14 protein-coding genes and 1 pseudogene are annotated in these 15,945 nt (G+C 65.4%); 7 read left to right on the top strand and 8 right to left on the bottom strand.

Annotated features, from left to right (window positions below; genetic code table 11):
- Positions 1 to 165: 165 nt before the first annotated feature.
- From AC6F7H_RS05500 to AC6F7H_RS05490, 3 genes are all read right to left on the bottom strand, one after another.
- On the bottom strand, positions 166 to 744 hold the full coding sequence (locus tag AC6F7H_RS05500) for a DUF2637 domain-containing protein (protein WP_500761668.1): 579 nt from the start codon (positions 742 to 744) through the stop codon (positions 166 to 168).
- Between the two features lie 351 nt (positions 745 to 1,095).
- On the bottom strand, positions 1,096 to 1,521 hold the full coding sequence (locus AC6F7H_RS05495) for a P27 family phage terminase small subunit (protein ID WP_500755567.1): 426 nt from the start codon (positions 1,519 to 1,521) through the stop codon (positions 1,096 to 1,098).
- 614 nt (positions 1,522 to 2,135) lie between these two features.
- Positions 2,136 to 2,417: a hypothetical protein gene (locus tag AC6F7H_RS05490; RefSeq protein WP_500755565.1), complete on the bottom strand. Its 282-nt coding sequence runs from the start codon at positions 2,415 to 2,417 to the stop codon at positions 2,136 to 2,138.
- Between the two features lie 167 nt (positions 2,418 to 2,584).
- Here AC6F7H_RS05490 and AC6F7H_RS05485 point away from each other — a divergent pair, with 167 nt between their 5' ends.
- Positions 2,585 to 3,136 (top strand): hypothetical protein, encoded by a 552-nt coding sequence (locus AC6F7H_RS05485; RefSeq protein ID WP_500755563.1) that lies wholly within the window; start codon positions 2,585 to 2,587, stop codon positions 3,134 to 3,136.
- Positions 3,137 to 3,406: 270 nt separating this feature from the next.
- Here the strand turns inward: AC6F7H_RS05485 and AC6F7H_RS05480 are convergent, their stop codons facing one another.
- The 4 genes from AC6F7H_RS05480 to AC6F7H_RS05465 all read right to left on the bottom strand — a co-directional run bounded on the left by AC6F7H_RS05480 (position 3,407) and on the right by AC6F7H_RS05465 (position 8,919).
- A complete protein-coding gene (locus AC6F7H_RS05480) occupies positions 3,407 to 3,898 on the bottom strand; it encodes a hypothetical protein (RefSeq protein ID WP_500755562.1) in 492 nt (163 codons plus the stop codon).
- Positions 3,899 to 3,920: 22 nt separating this feature from the next.
- On the bottom strand, positions 3,921 to 4,220 hold the full coding sequence (locus AC6F7H_RS05475) for a hypothetical protein (protein ID WP_500755560.1): 300 nt from the start codon (positions 4,218 to 4,220) through the stop codon (positions 3,921 to 3,923).
- A gap of 2,281 nt (positions 4,221 to 6,501) precedes the next feature.
- The gene (locus tag AC6F7H_RS05470) at positions 6,502 to 7,194 is read right to left on the bottom strand and encodes an RNA polymerase sigma factor (RefSeq protein ID WP_500755559.1); all 693 of its coding nucleotides are present in this window, start codon (positions 7,192 to 7,194) and stop codon (positions 6,502 to 6,504) included.
- Between the two features lie 171 nt (positions 7,195 to 7,365).
- On the bottom strand, positions 7,366 to 8,919 hold the full coding sequence (locus AC6F7H_RS05465; RefSeq protein ID WP_500755558.1) for a recombinase family protein: 1,554 nt from the start codon (positions 8,917 to 8,919) through the stop codon (positions 7,366 to 7,368).
- Between the two features lie 29 nt (positions 8,920 to 8,948).
- On the opposite strand from AC6F7H_RS05465, the pseudogene AC6F7H_RS05460 reads away from it, so the two are divergent.
- The 4 genes and pseudogenes from AC6F7H_RS05460 to AC6F7H_RS05445 form a co-directional block, all read left to right on the top strand.
- A pseudogene (locus AC6F7H_RS05460) lies at positions 8,949 to 9,845 on the top strand (ATP-binding protein); the annotation flags it as partial.
- On the top strand, positions 9,842 to 11,041 hold the full coding sequence (gene dprA / locus AC6F7H_RS05455) for a DNA-processing protein DprA (protein WP_500755557.1): 1,200 nt from the start codon (positions 9,842 to 9,844) through the stop codon (positions 11,039 to 11,041). The pseudogene AC6F7H_RS05460 and the gene dprA, both read left to right, overlap by 4 nt.
- A 320-nt stretch (positions 11,042 to 11,361) precedes the next feature.
- Complete coding sequence (whiG, locus tag AC6F7H_RS05450; RefSeq protein ID WP_500755555.1) at positions 11,362 to 12,204, top strand: RNA polymerase sigma factor WhiG; 843 nt, start codon at positions 11,362 to 11,364, stop codon at positions 12,202 to 12,204.
- 119 nt (positions 12,205 to 12,323) lie between these two features.
- Positions 12,324 to 12,881, top strand: a complete 558-nt coding sequence (locus AC6F7H_RS05445; RefSeq protein ID WP_500761666.1) for a TetR/AcrR family transcriptional regulator — start codon at positions 12,324 to 12,326, stop codon at positions 12,879 to 12,881.
- Positions 12,882 to 12,920: 39 nt separating this feature from the next.
- On the opposite strand, the gene AC6F7H_RS05440 is transcribed toward AC6F7H_RS05445, so the two are convergent.
- The gene (locus AC6F7H_RS05440; protein ID WP_500755554.1) at positions 12,921 to 13,592 is read right to left on the bottom strand and encodes a M23 family metallopeptidase; all 672 of its coding nucleotides are present in this window, start codon (positions 13,590 to 13,592) and stop codon (positions 12,921 to 12,923) included.
- 293 nt (positions 13,593 to 13,885) lie between these two features.
- Here AC6F7H_RS05440 and rpsB point away from each other — a divergent pair, with 293 nt between their 5' ends.
- Positions 13,886 to 14,788 carry a 30S ribosomal protein S2 gene (gene rpsB, locus AC6F7H_RS05435; protein WP_500755553.1) on the top strand — a complete coding sequence of 301 codons (903 nt, stop codon included), beginning with the start codon at positions 13,886 to 13,888 and terminating at the stop codon, positions 14,786 to 14,788.
- A 158-nt stretch (positions 14,789 to 14,946) separates the two neighbouring features.
- Positions 14,947 to 15,783, top strand: a complete 837-nt coding sequence (tsf, locus tag AC6F7H_RS05430) for a translation elongation factor Ts (RefSeq protein ID WP_500755551.1) — start codon at positions 14,947 to 14,949, stop codon at positions 15,781 to 15,783.
- Positions 15,784 to 15,945 lie beyond the last annotated feature (162 nt).

Raw genomic sequence — 15,945 nt, 5'->3', positions numbered from 1 at the left:
GGCCAGTAGGTAGGGGCTTCGTTGTGCGGAGTGTGCCTAATGGCTGCAAAGCTAACGCTGTGTCAGAAACCTGTTGTCAAGCTGCCTGAGCGCCCATCAGAAGCGGAGTGAGCACGACGAAGCCCCGTACCGGCCACCAGGAAGGGCAGCGGGTACGGGGCACGGTCATGCGGTCATTGTCAGGTACCTACGGCCGGTCCGTTCGGACACTCCAAAGTGGTCAGCCACCATGCGGCCGGTCACGGGTCGGCCATTCCGGGACTCAAGCACGGCCACGGCTGCCCGAATGTCCTCAGCGGAAGGCGGAGTTACCAGGGACGTGTCCGGCTCGCTGTCCTCAAAGTCCTGCCACAGGTCATCAGTCGGCCAACTGTCCGGCAAGCCCTGTGCGCCGTCCTGAGGGGCTATCACTGTCGCGCTGGGCTCAGGCTTTATCAGGGTGGCCGTAGGGCGCTCAGGCAGGCGCTCAGGGCTTTCCGTGCGATGCATCCGCCAGACGGTCAGCGGGAAGACGGCATGCAGTCCAGCGGACACCCATGTGCCTACGGCCATCAGGGATTCTGTCGTGAGGACACCAGCCACATTCGCGGCCACGGCAACGGACACGGCCAGCGCGATATCCCGCCGTGACCGGACGGCCCAAACCATGAATAGGTCAACGGCCACGGGAACGGCCGGAGCAACGGACTCAGGCACTCCGTGCGCTAGCGCTAGATCCCGCTGTGTCGCATACGAAATAACCATGGCCGCAGCAAGGGCCGCGTACCGGACAACATCAGTGAAAGACAGTCGCTTAGTCATTGGTCACTCTCAGGGCATAGGAAAGCCCCGGCCAGTGAGTGACCAGGGCTCAGGGGTTATCGCTTCGGGTAGTGGCGAATGTCATCGGGCTTCAATGCTTTCAGCCAATCCGGATCACGCTGCGCGAACGGGTCCAGCGCGTTGCCCCAATTGATGGCCCTCAGAATGTCAGCTTCCCGCGCTGTAATGCGCCCAGCGTCGACATGGCGGGCAATCGCAGCGTGGAATGCCTGAGCCGTAGGCCGGTCAATTGAGCCAGCGGAGCGGAAGGCGCTATGCAGCGCATCGAAGGTGCTAGTCGTCAAGGCCAGCCACCAGCCGTAGGGCCGCAGCACTGGACTCCGTAAGGCCAGCATCGCCATAATCCTCGTAAGGCTCACGACCGTTCTTGACCATGGCGCGATTCCTCGCAGCCGCATACGGATTGAGCCCCAGGGAGTTTTGCAGCGCGCGAATACCGGCCGAATACATGTTGATGATGGTTATTGCCGGATGCTTGACAGGTACGCCGTTGGCGCCGGTCAACACCATTCCATCTCGGCTCAGTTGACGCTCAGCCTCAGCTACACGCGCGACCGACAGGCAATAGGTCGTTGCCGCATCCCGCTGACTTGCCGGAATGTCAATATCAGCGGTCATGCGCTGCCATGCTGCGGAAGCATCGGCCGTTGTCTGGGGGTCCGCGCAAAATTCGGCGGACCAATCAGGTTCAATAATCAAGGTTTACACCATCCTTTGTGCCACGAAAAAGGTCTTGACCCCCGGCGCTAGCTTTTTCCCTCCCTGTCGCGCCCGGTCAGAAGGGGCCGGGGGTCCATCCCCAGGGGGTAGGGCTCAGAACGGCGGCTCTTCGGCCTCAGCGTCGCGCTTGCCGGTCCAGTGCTTCCATTCCCGCTGAGCCTGTGTCTGTCTCTGCCGCTCAGCCACGACACCACCAGGCTGTGCACGGCCAGTCTCACGGTTATGACAGCTAACGCACAATGCCCTCAAGTGTGCGTGCGCATTGGGATCAGCGACGCCACGCTTAACCAGTTCCTTCCTGCTCACAGGGAAGTGATCGGCCACACGCGAAGCGCGACCACACAACACACACCATGCGTTTAGGTAAAGGAATGACTCTCGCTTCCGTGGCCAATCCTTGCCGTATGCACTGGTGCCTTTCTCGGCGCGAACGGCAGTCAACATGTGCACATGATCGGCGCATGCCCGCGCCTTGCCGCTGATCAGGTTGGGGCATATGGGGGTGGCAGTGCAACGGCGCCGGGGCAGGCTAGGCATAGGGGGTCCCTTCGGGAGAGGGCAGGGGGCGCAGAGCGCGGGTAGGCGGGGGGCACCTACGGATTTCCGGAGGTGAGGGCACGGAATAGCTCAGCATCGGGAAGGCAGTGGATTGCTGCCACGGTGTCTAGCTCTGCCTGTGCGTCGTCCAATGTGTCTAGCTCATCTTCCGCAGCACACAGCATGTTGCGGATTGCGTGCACCAGTCGCGCGGCTTTCTCAGGGTCGGGCTTTCCCTCTTCGAGCATGCGGCGAATGTCTTCGGAATAGGTGCGCGCGTAGCTTAGGGCTTCCACCAGGGAAGCGGCATGCGAGTTTGCACAGTCGTCAGCGAGCATGGGCAGACTCCTTCACGCCAGCACACGCGCCAGCGAAGTTACGGTGGACTATAAGCCCTGGTCAGAGAATGTGTGGATTCTCGCCGGCTCCGGGTGCCTGGTTGCGTCAGCACACACTGGGCAGGCGCTCTTGACCACGTGCCTTGAAGGCAGCAAGGTTGGCGCCCATGGATGCAGGATTGGCCGCAGTGCTCGGCGCATTGGCAGGGTCAGTAGCGACGATTGGCGCAGCGCTGGCAACAGGATGGGCGCAGCGAGAAGGTGCGCGTATTACCGCGCGGTCGGAACATCGCAGAGAGAGGCGTGAGCCCCGACAAGACATCTACAAGGAGTTCATTTCCTCGGCATACACGATGCGCGCCGAAACTCGCCTTTACGCAGCTGATAGGGAATTTGTTCCCGACGAAGTCAGTGAGGCTGAGTACCGCGGGTTGTTCGGCCTTGCCACAGAAGTAAAGGAGAAGTCGATTGAAGTTGCTTTGGCGGGTCCGAGGAAAGTTACCGAAGCAGCGCTTGAGATTGGAATTTTGAGTCAGGAACTAGCGGCTAATCTTGGGGCCATTGGTCAATTGGTGACGCTCAACGGGGAACGTGACGGCAGGGCACGACAGGGCATGCAGCGTCACATATCAAGACTCGCTAGGAACTTGGACGGCGCCTTGGATAAATTCGTGCTTCAAGCGCAATCCGCTTTGGATGATGACGGCAGCAAGAAATAGGCGCCCTGTGCGGGTGAGACACAGGGCGCTTTCTGCTACTGCGGCAGGATGACCGGCGGAGTAATCATGGCAACGCCGCTGTCTAGTGGATAAGCCTTGCTGCCCTCAATCCGGTAAAGCTCACCGGTAACACCCCGGGCATATCGCGCGGAAGGCGTCAGCGGCTCACCAGTCACAGCATCGCGCGGCCAATTGGGGTAGTTCCACTCAGGGCCGGGGCTCAGTAGGGCCAGGTCAATCGGCTGTCCAGTCTCGAAGTTGCCAGACTCATTAGACATCGGCGTTCCCCTTGCTGATGTGCTTCTCACGCTCAGCCTCAAGAGCGTCGGCAAACTCGCTTACGCGCCGTTCGGCTTCGCCTTCCACAATCCGGGTAATGAACCCAATGACGTCAAGCTGATACGGCCGGTCATCCGGCACGGTGCTCTGAGCGGACGAAATACCTAGCGTGGACTCAGCGCGCCGGGCATGGTCCATCACAATGCGCCGCTTCTCACGGCCAGCGGTGAACCGAATAAGCCCTTCAAGGAACCCCATGGATTCCGGGTCATACTCGACCGCCGTACTGCCCTCAGATTCCTTAGCCTCAGCGGCAATTGCCGTCCAGCGAGCGTGGAAGTCAGCGTCATACTCACGTGCCCGCTCAGCGCGCTGTGCGGCAATCTCAGCCTGTCGGGCAGCCTCAGCGGCCTCAGCCTCAGCCAACTTCGCGGCAGCCGCCTCAGCGGCCTTACGCGCCTTCTCAAGGTCAATCGTCGTCATCTTGCTTCGCATCCCTTCCGGGTCAGTTGGCAGAGCCATAGCCGCGCGCAATGCGCTGAGCGGGGGTCAGGTCATCCGTGCTGACGCTGGTCTCTCGCTGCGGAACGTCGCCTAGCTGGGCAGCCGCCTTACGGGCCACCTGTGCATAGCCCATCTGAATACGCATGGACGGGCTAATCTCAACTCCGCGCGCCTCAGCCGCCTTTAGGTGAACAACCATGGCGTCAGCCTCAGGGCTGGCCATTGAGGCAATGCTTTCCAGGTGCTTGCGCTTAGCCTCAGGGCTGCCCTTCTCGATGGCGCCCGGGTCAACACCACGCATGTACCAGGGGGTATTAGTCATTGGGCTTTCTGCCTTTCTTCGTTGTGGTCACTTACGGAAATCCGTAGGTGGGTTGAGGTCATAGTCATACGCAAGGCCATGCACCCGCTGATGAGGCTTCTGACCGTTAACCGGGTATCCCGCACGGGCAAGTAGTCGCCGGAATGCCGACATTGGCGGGGGCACACGGTTCTGACCCACACACCAGCCAATAACCAGGCCATAGAAGAGGCCGAATGGCAGTGCGTGGCGTTTGTCGTCCCGTGTCAGCGCACGGAGCGCGTCATATACGTTGGCAGTGTGCTGGTGGTCAGCCTCACGCAGCTCAGGCATCAGACTTCTCTCCCAGCGCCATCAGGCGGAGCACAGACAGTGCATCGAACAGCTCAGCGCGCGGAAGCTCATCCCTGGGAACGGTGCAATGCTCTTCGAGAATGCGGAGCGCTTGTGTGAGAGTTATTGTTTCCATGGGTACTCGATTTCCGATAGGGGCTAGCCGGCTCAGATCTGATGGTTTTTCAGAGCACGGCCTAGCGGAATAGGTCAGACCACATCCGGAAATCCGTAGGTGATGGGCCCAAACAAAAAACCCCCGGCAGCGCTAGCCCTTCACTACGTAGGCGGCAAATCCCGCAGTGAAGGAACCGGCGCTGACCGGGGGTTGGTTTATGTGAGAGGTCCGGGGAAATAGGTTGCCGCCTACCCGAACGCTGCCCTCTAAGGTGTTTCTAGAGAGTCGACGGCCCGCAAAGCATTTCAATTCAGACATGCTAGACACGTCAATTTATGTGATTCGCGTCACGCGATGGATTAGGCGGCGTTCTTCTTTGCGGCTCGATAAAAGGCGGTCTTACAGCGGTCCGAGCAGAACCGGCGTGGACGGCCCACACCTTCCCAACCTGTGTTTTCTCCGCAGTGAGCGCACGGCGCTTCCCAGCGTTCTTCGTCCAGCGCAAGTCGGACGGCCGTTCGCTGGCGTTCGCGCTCAGCCTGCATTTCCCGGCATGTGGCGCTGGTCTGCTCAGGGAAGGAGCAAACGCGTTGCTTGCCCCTCAGCGGCCGGAAGGGTGCCCCGCATAGCTCACAGGTCATCTCGGCCGGTTGCGTCGCCCTGGTGGCCCTGTACGCCTTCATACGGCAGCGGGCAGAGCAGTACAGCCGGTCAGCGCGTACGCCTTCCGGGAGATCTGAGCCGCAGCCCATGCAGTCATAGCGTCGCTCAGTCATGGTGTGTTCCTTATCTGAAATGCATCGTGACGGCTCTCCCATTAAAGGCTCTATATATGGGACTCAGTTGGGAGAGTGAGAACATTACATATTGGATTAGGAACAACTAACAGAGAGTAGTTGATTGCCCAACCCATTTCGCTGTCTAGCCCTGCCGACTAGCCCTGTGAGCGGCCTTCCGGCAACGGTCAGAACAGAAGCGCCTGTGTCGACCTATCCCGCTGTAGCTGAGCGCGTTCTCACAGGTAAGAGCCTCACAGCGGGGGCCAGCGGCTTGCATCTCAGCAATGCGTAGGGCGGCGGCAATGGCCTGGTGCACGGCCGTGGCCTTATCGCTGTCGGGCTTCCCTACGGCTTCCCATGCGAGTGATTCGGCGTTACGCAGTGCAGTCATAAGGTCAGTGGTCATGTGTACTTCCTTGAGACGTAATGGGACGGAACCCCATTTCGATGGGACGGAACGGGGACGGAATGCAATACCGGTGAGACGAAACGAGACGAAACGAGGGCAAGGAAAAGCCGCCTGGTCACGAAACCAGACGGCTTACGTCCCCGGGCATAGCCCTAGACCAACGCAAGACCCTTACGGCTCTGCGCTTCCCGCTCCATGTAGACCGACAGAAGACCGATTCGCTGTGCTTGTAGCTCAGCACTGTTACCCATGTTGTTCTGAAACGCGCGTGCCAGTCGTCCACGGTGGGAATCCTCAGACACCCAAGACAGAATGTGCTTGAAAACGTCATCAGCGCTCACGTGGTCTCTCCTCCTGCTGTGTGCCCTCAAGGTGGGTCTAAGGTGTCGACAGCCTGCCGGTCAATGAATCCATGAGAATTCCGCACCAGGGCAGATGACTTTGCCAATCCTTTACTAATCAACAGTTCATGACGGTGCGTCAGTGAAGCCCTGAGTGCCTGTCTGGGTGCCTGTCAGCCTGCCGCCGGTACACAGCGCCACCAGGACGACGAACGGCACTCGCAGGGCCGCGCAGGGCGCTTCGCGGGCATGAGTAAGCCCCGGGGTGCTGGCGGTACCTCCGGGGCTGACTGGCTGTGTCTCAGCGGAACAAGGCCGTTCCTGACCACCTGTCACGTAGCCGCTTGAGCGCCTTACTCCGGGCTGCCGCAACGTGCCCCTTCGGAATGCCCAGCGCTGCCGCTATCTCCGCATCACTCATGCGCCCATGGGCGTCTATGCCGTACGTCATTTCCAATGCTGCCCGCTGTTGCTTGCCCAACCCCAGCAGCATCCATGCCACAGGGCCGCTAGAGCGCTCTGAGGGCTCCGCCGGGGTCCTAGTGCCCACGTCCTCTGATAGGGGCTCAGCGGGGCTCACAGCGGCTCGCACGGCCTTCGCTGTCTCGGCGCTAGCCCGCCATGCCAACTCCCCGGAGCGCATGAGCCGTTCGGCTTCGTCGGCGTTGCCATTCGCGCGTTTGTAGGCAGAGCGCCACAGCTTCGCTTCGTCCAGGCTGATACCCGGATAGCGCATGGTGCAGTGCGCATCCATCATCGCGCCGGTAACCGTGCGGTCAGCGAAGGAAACGAATTGCCCGGCGGACCCACCAGAAAACCGGCTCAGGCAGCGCCACAGGGCTTCGCGGCCTTCCTGTGCAAGGTCTTCCGCGTGCTGCCGGTCAATGCGCCGTGCCCGCGCCCTGATGAGCCGGTCAAGTGCCCGGAGAATGGCCGTGGTGGCTTCCTGGTCACCTTCCAGCGCTGCCCTGAGCTGAGTTTCATCAATGCTCATTCAACTGCCCCCCTTAGTCTCTGCTGAAGAATAAAGAGGATTTCTCGGAATGTCCATTTTCCGTAGGTGGCCTGGATTTTCCGTAGGTGGTCACCCGCTTACGGAAATCCGTAGGCTGACAGCACTGAGCCCCCGCCCGGCAAGTGCCAGAACGGGGGCTCAGTGAATCCGTCAGAATCCGTCGGCTAGCGCCTCTTCGCGGGCAACTGCCTCAAGCGCTACTGCCTCAGGATCATCGAAATGCAGACCTACGCTGACGCGCTCCGGGTCCCACTTACGGCCCTTCGTCGCCGGAGCGATATTCGCCCGAACATGCATGGACAGCAGGAGCAGGCGCCTAGCCGCTGTGTCGGCATTCTCCCAGCGCTGTGCGACCGTTTCGCCAGTCGGTACCCACTTCCATTCAGGTTCGGTCACAGGCTCCGCCTGAGCCTCTTCTAGCGCTTCCTGCCTGGATTCAAGCTGGGAAAGTACGGCTGCCTTCGCTGCACCCCTCAATCCGACCAGCGAAGCGGCAAGCTCCGCAATATCGGATTCGAGTTCTTCGATGATTGCCGCTGTGTCGTTGCCGCCGACCAACACCCGTTCTGAGTAAGGGGTGTTACCGAACTTCGTCAGAAGCCACTTTTCTACTGCGGCTTCTGCCTTCTCGGCGTTCACGCTGATTCCAGCGCACTTGTCACGCCGGTTCTTGTCACGCGCTGCCGGACATGCGTACTGATCCATGCGGCGGCCTTGATAGACCCGCGTGTTGTAGTGCATGACGTCGTTGCACAGCGGGCACCACGCCACGTGCAGAAGCATGGTTGCCTTCTTACGCGGCCTTTTCGTCTCAACTCCGTTTGCGTCCAACGTGGCTTGCAGCGTGCGCCACGTCTTGTCATCTATCAGCGCCGGACCGACCCGGACGGGCTTGCCTTCGCTGTCTCGCACCACGCGCCGTTCATCGCGCTTCCCCTGCACGCGATACCCGCGAAGCACTTCGGATCGAAGATGCTGATACAGCGCGGAATAGGTCCACTGAGCGCGCTTTTCCCCCAACTCTTCCCCGCGCTGCACCTTGCGGTAATCGCCCGGGGAGAGTTCGCCGGAACTATTCAGCCGCTCCACTTCGGCGCTGAGTCTGTGCCCCTCGTTCACACGGTCAATGACTTCGGAGAGTACGGCGGCGGCTTTCTCGTCTATGTCCAGCCGCTTGTTTCCTTCGCTGTCCGGCACGATGCGATAGCCGTAAGGGGCAGCGCCGCCCAACCATTTGCCACCCTGCCGGAGTTCAACCCGGCTTCGAAGAATGCGCTGTTGGATGGTCTCCCGTTCAAGCTGAGCGAAGGCAACCATCAGCGTCACGACGAAGCGGCCGTATGGGCTTGTGAGGTCCGCCTGCCCCTGTACGTCGGCAAGGGTGGTGCCTCGCTTGTCCAGCAATTCGACCAGGGTTGCGAAGTGCGAAGTTACGCGCGAGAAGCGGTCAACGCTGCGAGCGACCACCACATCAATGCCGCTGAGCGCAGCAACGATCTCCCCGAACCCTTCGCGGTCTTCCGGCCGGACACTGCCGCTGACCCCTACGTCATGCCGGACCATGACCACTTCATAGCCGCGAAGCTGGCACCACGCCCGTGCGTCCTGCTCCTGCGTAGTAATAGAGGTAGAGGAGTCGTCGTCGCGAGAGATGCGACAGTAAATAGCGGCACGCATCGGGCGGCTTGCCTGAGCTGGGATCACTGTTCCTCCTGTGTCTCGGACAGTGTGTCCCACCGGGCGCGGGCAAGACCATGCTCGCGGAGCGGCTGCCCTCGCTCCTGCCCCCGCTCGACCGACAGGAGTCGCTGGAGGTCACGGCGGTGCACTCGGTGGCCGGCCTGCTGCCCCCGGGCAAGCCCCTGATCGACACCGCCCCCTACTGCGCCCCGCACCACTCGGCCACGATGCAGGCGCTCGTCGGCGGCGGCCCTGGGATCGCCCGGCCCGGAGCGGTGTCCCTCGCGCACCGGGGTGTGCTCTTTCTGGACGAGACCCCCGAGTTCGGCGGCCGTGCCCTGGACGCCCTGCGCCAGCCGCTGGAGGCCGGGCACGTCGTCATCGCGCGCAGTTCCGGCGTGGTGCGCTTCCCGGCGAGGTTCCTGATGGTACTCGCCGCCAACCCCTGTCCCTGCGGCCGCTTCTCGCCGAAGGAGGCCCTGTGCGAGTGCCCGCCCTCGTTGATCCGCCGTTACCAGGCCCGGCTGTCCGGCCCGCTGCTCGACCGGGTCGACCTGCGGGTCGAGGCCGAGCGCGTCACACGTGCCGAACTGACCGCTGACGGGGCCCGCGGTGAATCCACCGCCACGGTCGCCGACCGGGTGCGCGCGGCCCGCGAACGCGCCGCCGCGAGGCTCACCGGCACCCCGTGGCGCACCAACGGCGACATCCCCGGACGGGAGCTGCGCCGCCGCTGGCACGCGGCGCCCGGCGCGCTGGAGGACGCCGAGCGGAGCCTGGAGCGCGGTGTGCTCAGCGCCCGTGGACTCGACCGGGTGCTGCGGGTCGCCTGGACCGTCGCCGACCTGGTCGGTCACGACCGGCCCGACGCCAGGGACGTCGCCCTCGCGCTGCAACTGCGCACCGGCGTCCCCCGCGGCGTGCCTATGGCCATCGGAGCGCTGACATGAGCCGCGCCGACGAGCCCGCGGGCGGGCGGCCCGGCCGTGAACCGGCCGACGGCCGCGGTGACGAGTTCCTTGCCCGGATCTTCCTCACCCGTGTCCTCGAACCCGGCGACGAGACCGGTGGGCGGTGGGTGCGGGAACTGGGCGCGCGGAAAGTGGTGTCACGGCTGCGGGACGGAGCCGAGCCGCTGCCGGGGGTGAGCGGCCGGCGGTGGGCCGGAATGTTGGCGCGGAGCGCGCGGGCCGAACCGGACCGGGATCTCGCCGTCGCGCGGGACGCCGGGGCGCGGTTCGTGTGCCCCGGGACGGCCGAGTGGCCCCGGCAGCTCGACGACCTGGGGGACGGCCGGCCCCTCGGGCTGTGGGTGCGCGGCCCAGCCGACCTGCGGATGTGGGCGCTGCGCTCGGTCGCCGTCGTCGGTGCCCGCGCCTGCACCGAGTACGGCGCGCACATGGCTGCCACCCTTTCCGCCGAACTCGCCGAACGCGGCTGGGTCGTGGTCTCCGGCGGCGCCTACGGGGTCGACGGCGCCGCCCACCGTGGTGTGCTCGGCTCGGGCGGCGCCACCGTCGCCGTACTCGCCTGCGGAGTCGACCGGCCCTACCCGCGCGGACACACCGGACTGATCACCAGGATCGCGGAACAGGGGCTGGTGATCGGCGAGCTGCCGCCCGGTGATCACCCGACGCCGAGCAGATTCATCCTCCGCAACCGGGTCATCGCCGCGCTCACCCGGGGCACCGTGGTCGTCGAGGCCGCCCACCGCAGCGGCTCCCTGGTGACCGCCAGGGCGGCCCGGCGCCTGGGACGCCACACGATGGGGGTACCCGGGCCGGCCACCAGTGGGCGCTCCGCCGGGGTGCACGAACTGCTGCGGCAGGAGGCGGTGCTGGTCACCGACGCCGCGGAGATCATCGAACTGGTCGGAGACATGGGGGAACTGGCCCCGGACCGGCGCGGCCCGGTACTGCCCCGCGACCTGCTGGAACCGGCCGCCCGCCAGGTACTCGACGCGCTGCCGGCGCGAGTGGCGGCCGGAGTGGACGGGATCGCGCGCGGTGCGCGCACCACCCGCGACGACGCGATCGCGAGACTGTACGAACTGCGAGCACTTGGATACGTCGAACGACATGGCGACGACTGGAAGTTGACACGCCAGGCGGTGATCCCGGTCGGGGACGGTTCCGATGATCACTGACGGAGCGTGTTCGGCCGTCCGGGGGAACGTCCACGCCCCTTGGAAAATACGTCAGTTGGGACACCCGGGTGAACACGCAGAGCGACGAATGCGACCCGGCGGGGCCGGGGTCGGGACACCTCCACGCGCGCCCCGGCCTCACTTCTTCGCGCACCGCGACTCCGCAGTCACGCTACGCTCACAAGCGTCCCGATACGGAAAGACAGCGCGGAAGGGCACCACGGCAGGCGATCCGGGCAGGCACAGACGGGCGGCTCGGTATCGGACAGACAGCTCACGCAGACGGCAACGGTCCGCTGCAGAACGGCACAAGGCGACGAATGCCCCAGCACACCTCCGGGTCCGACCGGGCGGCGATCCCCCCAGCCGCCCGTGACGGTGGCAGCGTGCGGCCGCCCGCTCCCTCGACGCTCGACGAGCTGTGGCGGTCGTACAAGGAGACAGGGGACGAGCGACTGCGGGAGCAGCTGATCCTGCACTACTCGCCGTTGGTGAAGTACGTCGCGGGCCGGGTCAGCGTGGGGCTGCCGCCCAATGTGGATCAGGCGGACTTCGTCTCCTCCGGGGTGTTCGGACTGATCGACGCGATCGAGAAGTTCGACGTCGACCGGGAGATCAAGTTCGAGACCTACGCGATCACCCGCATCAGGGGCGCGATGATCGACGAGCTGCGGGCCCTGGACTGGATTCCGCGCTCGGTGCGGCAGAAGGCGCGCAACGTCGAGCGGGCGTACGCGACGCTGGAGGCCCGGCTCAGGCGCACGCCGACGGAGAGCGAGGTCGCAGGCGAGATGGGTATCGCCGTGGAGGAGCTGCACGCGGTTTTCAGCCAGCTGTCCCTCGCGAACGTCGTCGCCCTGGAGGAGCTGCTGCATGCAGGGGGCGACAGCGGCGACCGGCTCAGCCTGATGGACACCCTGGAGGACACCGCCGCCGACAACCCGGTGGAGGTGGCCGAGGGCCGGGAGCTGCGACGGTTCCTCGCACGGGCGATCAACACGCTCCCGGAGCGCGAGAAGACCGTTGTCACGCTGTACTACTACGAGGGGCTCACCCTGGCCGAGATCGGCCATGTGCTGGGGGTCACGGAGAGCAGGGTCAGCCAGATCCACACCAAGTCCGTACTCCAGCTGAGGGCGAAACTGGCGAGCTTCGGCGGCTGAACCGGCGGCTCGGCAGGCTGCGGGGGCACCTGTCCCACCTGCGGTTTCGGTCTGGGGACTCCCCCCTCGTGCGGGGCGTCCGTAAAGTGGTGGGCGTGCCAAGGATTCGAGCGGCCTCCGTGGCCGAGCACCGGTCGATGCAGCGAGCCGCCCTGCTGGACGCGGCACGCTCCCTGCTGTCCGAGGGCGGTACGGAGGCGCTGACCTTCCCTTCCCTCGCCGAGCGCACCGGCCTGGCGCGCTCCTCCGTGTACGAGTACTTCCGCTCCCGCGCGGCCGTCGTCGAGGAGCTGTGCGAGGTCGACTTCCCGGTCTGGGCGGCCGAGGTCGAGTTCGCGATGGCCGCGGTCGAGGGCGCCGAGGCCAAGGTCGAGGCGTACGTCCGCAAGCAGCTGGAACTGGTCGGGGACCGGCGTCACCGTGCCGTGGTGGCCATCTCCGCGAGCGAACTCGACGCGGGTGCCCGGGAGAAGATCCGCGCGGCGCACGGCGGACTCGTCGCGATGATCGTCGAGGCGCTGGGTGAACTGGGCCACGAGCAGCCCCGGCTCGCGGCGATGCTGCTCCAGGGCGTGGTCGACGCCGCTGTGCGCCGGATCGAACTGGGCGCCGCGGAGAACCCGGAGACGATCACAGAGGCGGCGGTCGCCATGACCCTCCGGGGCGTCCGGCCCTGACCCGTCCGGCCCTGGCCCCCCGCTTCTCCGGTGTCCCGGTCACTCCGGCAGCGGTACGCCGAGGACCGGGAGGAGTCTTGAGGGGCCGCCGAGCAGGTGGGGCGGGAGCAGGGCGAGCGGGTTGAGGTAGACGTCCGCTCTCAGCAGGCCCCAGTGCAGGCAGGGTGCCGTGCAGTGGGAGCCCGTGGCCGCCACCGTGCCGATCACCTCGCCCGGTGCCACCTCGGCCCCTTTCTCCACCGACGGCAGGACCGGCTCGTAGGTCGTACGCAGAGGTGGGGCCCCCGTGCCGGACAGCTCCACCGAGACGACGCCCCGGCCGGCCACCCGGCCGGCGTAGGAGACCCGGCCCGCCGCCACCGCCCGTACCGGGGTCCCCGGCGCCGCCGCCAGGTCCACGCCGCGGTGCCCGCGCCCGTACCTGGTCTCCGGCGGTTCCCAGCCGCGCAGCACCCGGGGCCGTACCCCCACGGGCCAGGCCCGCCCGACGGCCGGCACCCCGGACCCGGGGTCCGCCGCCCCGGCACCGGAACCGGTATCGGCGGTATCAGCATCAGCGGTATCAGTGTCGGCATCCGGCGGAGCCGTGTCACCCGTCCGAGCCACGAGCAACGGCAGCGAAGGCGGCGGTGGTGACAGCAGCACCGTCGAAGTCAGGACCAGCAGGACGGCCGTGCGCGCACACGTCCTCAGAAATCGGCTCACTTGCATGCGGGGAGCCTCCCCGAGATCCGTGATCACCGCCGGGACCTGTGGACCACCGGCCGGTTGTGGACAACGACGTCACCCGGTGCCCCGTGGGTCCCGTACACTTCTGGGTGGCGATCCGGGTCACCGGGTCGACTTCGCACGCCCCGACATCAGGTCCGGTCACGATCGCACGGTCGCGACCGCTCCCGGTGTCAGCGCCCCTCGGTCCTCTGTGGCAACGGCGCGTCGTGGGCGTCAGGCGCGGGAACCGCCGGCTCCCGCGGCACAACCGAGAAAACCAAGGAGATACGGCCATGGCCGTCGTCACGATGCGGGAGCTGCTGGAAAGCGGCGTCCACTTCGGTCACCAGACCCGCCGTTGGAACCCGAAGATGAAGCGCTTCATCTTCACCGAGCGCAACGGCATCTACATCATCGACCTGCTCCAGTCGCTGTCGTACATCGACCGCGCCTACGAGTTCGTCAAGGAGACCGTCGCCCACGGCGGCACGGTCATGTTCGTCGGTACGAAGAAGCAGGCGCAGGAGGCCATCGCCGAGCAGGCCACCCGCGTCGGCATGCCCTACGTCAACCAGCGCTGGCTGGGCGGCATGCTCACCAACTTCTCGACCGTCTACAAGCGTCTGCAGCGCCTCAAGGAGCTCGAGCAGATCGACTTCGAGGACGTGGCCGCCTCCGGCCTCACCAAGAAGGAGCTGCTGGTCCTCTCCCGCGAGAAGGCCAAGCTGGAGAAGACCCTCGGCGGTATCCGCGAGATGCAGAAGGTGCCCAGCGCCGTCTGGATCGTGGACACCAAGAAGGAGCACATCGCGGTCGGTGAGGCCCGGAAGCTCAACATCCCGGTCGTCGCCATCCTCGACACCAACTGCGACCCCGACGAGGTCGACTACAAGATCCCGGGCAACGACGACGCGATCCGCTCGGTCACCCTGCTCACCCGCGTGATCGCCGACGCGGTCGCCGAGGGCCTCATCGCCCGCTCCGGTGTCGCCACCGAGGGCAAGGGCGAGAAGGCCGCCGGCGAGCCCCTCGCCGAGTGGGAGCGCGACCTGCTCGAGGGCGAGAAGAAGGCCGACGAGACCCCGGCCGCCGCCGAGGCCGAGAAGCCGGCCGAGGCTGCCGAGGCCCCCGCGGCCGACGCCGCCCCGGCCGACGCCGACGCCGCCCCGGCCGCCGCCGAGGCCGACCAGGCCTGACCGGCCCGTCCGTGCGGATACGGCGGGAGCGGGCCGCATGAAGTCTGCTCCCGCCGTTCACCCGTAGGTCAGCGGTGAGTCCGCGATCCGCGTCTACACGTAGATCGCGGACCCGCAGATCTCCGAACCTCCAGACTTCGAGAAAGACTCACAGACTCATGGCGAACTACACCGCCGCCGACGTCAAGAAGCTCCGGGAGCTCACCGGCGCTGGCATGATGGACTGCAAGAAGGCGCTGGACGAGGCCGAGGGCAACGTCGAGAAGGCCGTCGAGGCGCTCCGTATCAAGGGCCAGAAGGGCGTCGCCAAGCGCGAGGGCCGCTCCGCCGAGAACGGCGCCGTGGTCTCGATCATCGCCGACGACAACGCCTCCGGCGTCCTCGTGGAGCTGAAGTGCGAGACGGACTTCGTCGCCAAGGGCGAGAAGTTCCAGGGCGTGGCCACCGCCATCGCCGAGCACGTCGCCAAGACCTCCCCGGCCGACATCGAGGCCCTGCTCGCCTCTGAGATCGAGGCCGGCAAGACCGTCCAGGCGTTCGTCGACGAGGCCAACGCCAACCTGGGCGAGAAGATCGTCCTGGACCGTTTCGCCCAGTTCACCGACGGCTACGTGGCGGCGTACATGCACCGCACGATGCCCGACCTGCCCCCGCAGATCGGTGTCCTCGTCGAGCTCGACAAGCCGAGTGCCGAGGTCGCCAAGGGCGTCGCCCAGCACATCGCCGCGTTCGCGCCGAAGTACCTCTCCAAGGAGGACGTGCCGGCCGAGGTCATCGAGACCGAGCGCCGCGTCGCCGAGGAGACCACCCGCGCCGAGGGCAAGCCCGAGGCCGCCTTGCCGAAGATCGTCGAGGGGCGCCTCAACGGCTTCTTCAAGGACGCCACGCTGCTCGGCCAGCCCTACGCGCTGGACAACAAGAAGTCCGTCCAGCAGGTTCTGGACGAGGCCGGTGTCACCCTGAAGCGCTTCACGCGCATCAAGGTCGGCATCTGAGTCCGCACCGCGACGGGCGCGCGACCCCGATAGGGTCGTCAGCAGTCGTTCGGACACGCCGTCACGCACGTGCGCGTGCCGGGTGACAGCAGATCTGACGAGGAGGCCATTGCCGCATGGGATGCGAAGCACACCCCACCGGCAGTGGCCTCCTTCGTATGT

The organism is Streptomyces sp. MMS24-W38 (assembly GCF_059889265.1).
Note: the sequence above shows the minus strand (reverse complement) of the source record. Positions and strands in the feature narration are given on the sequence as shown.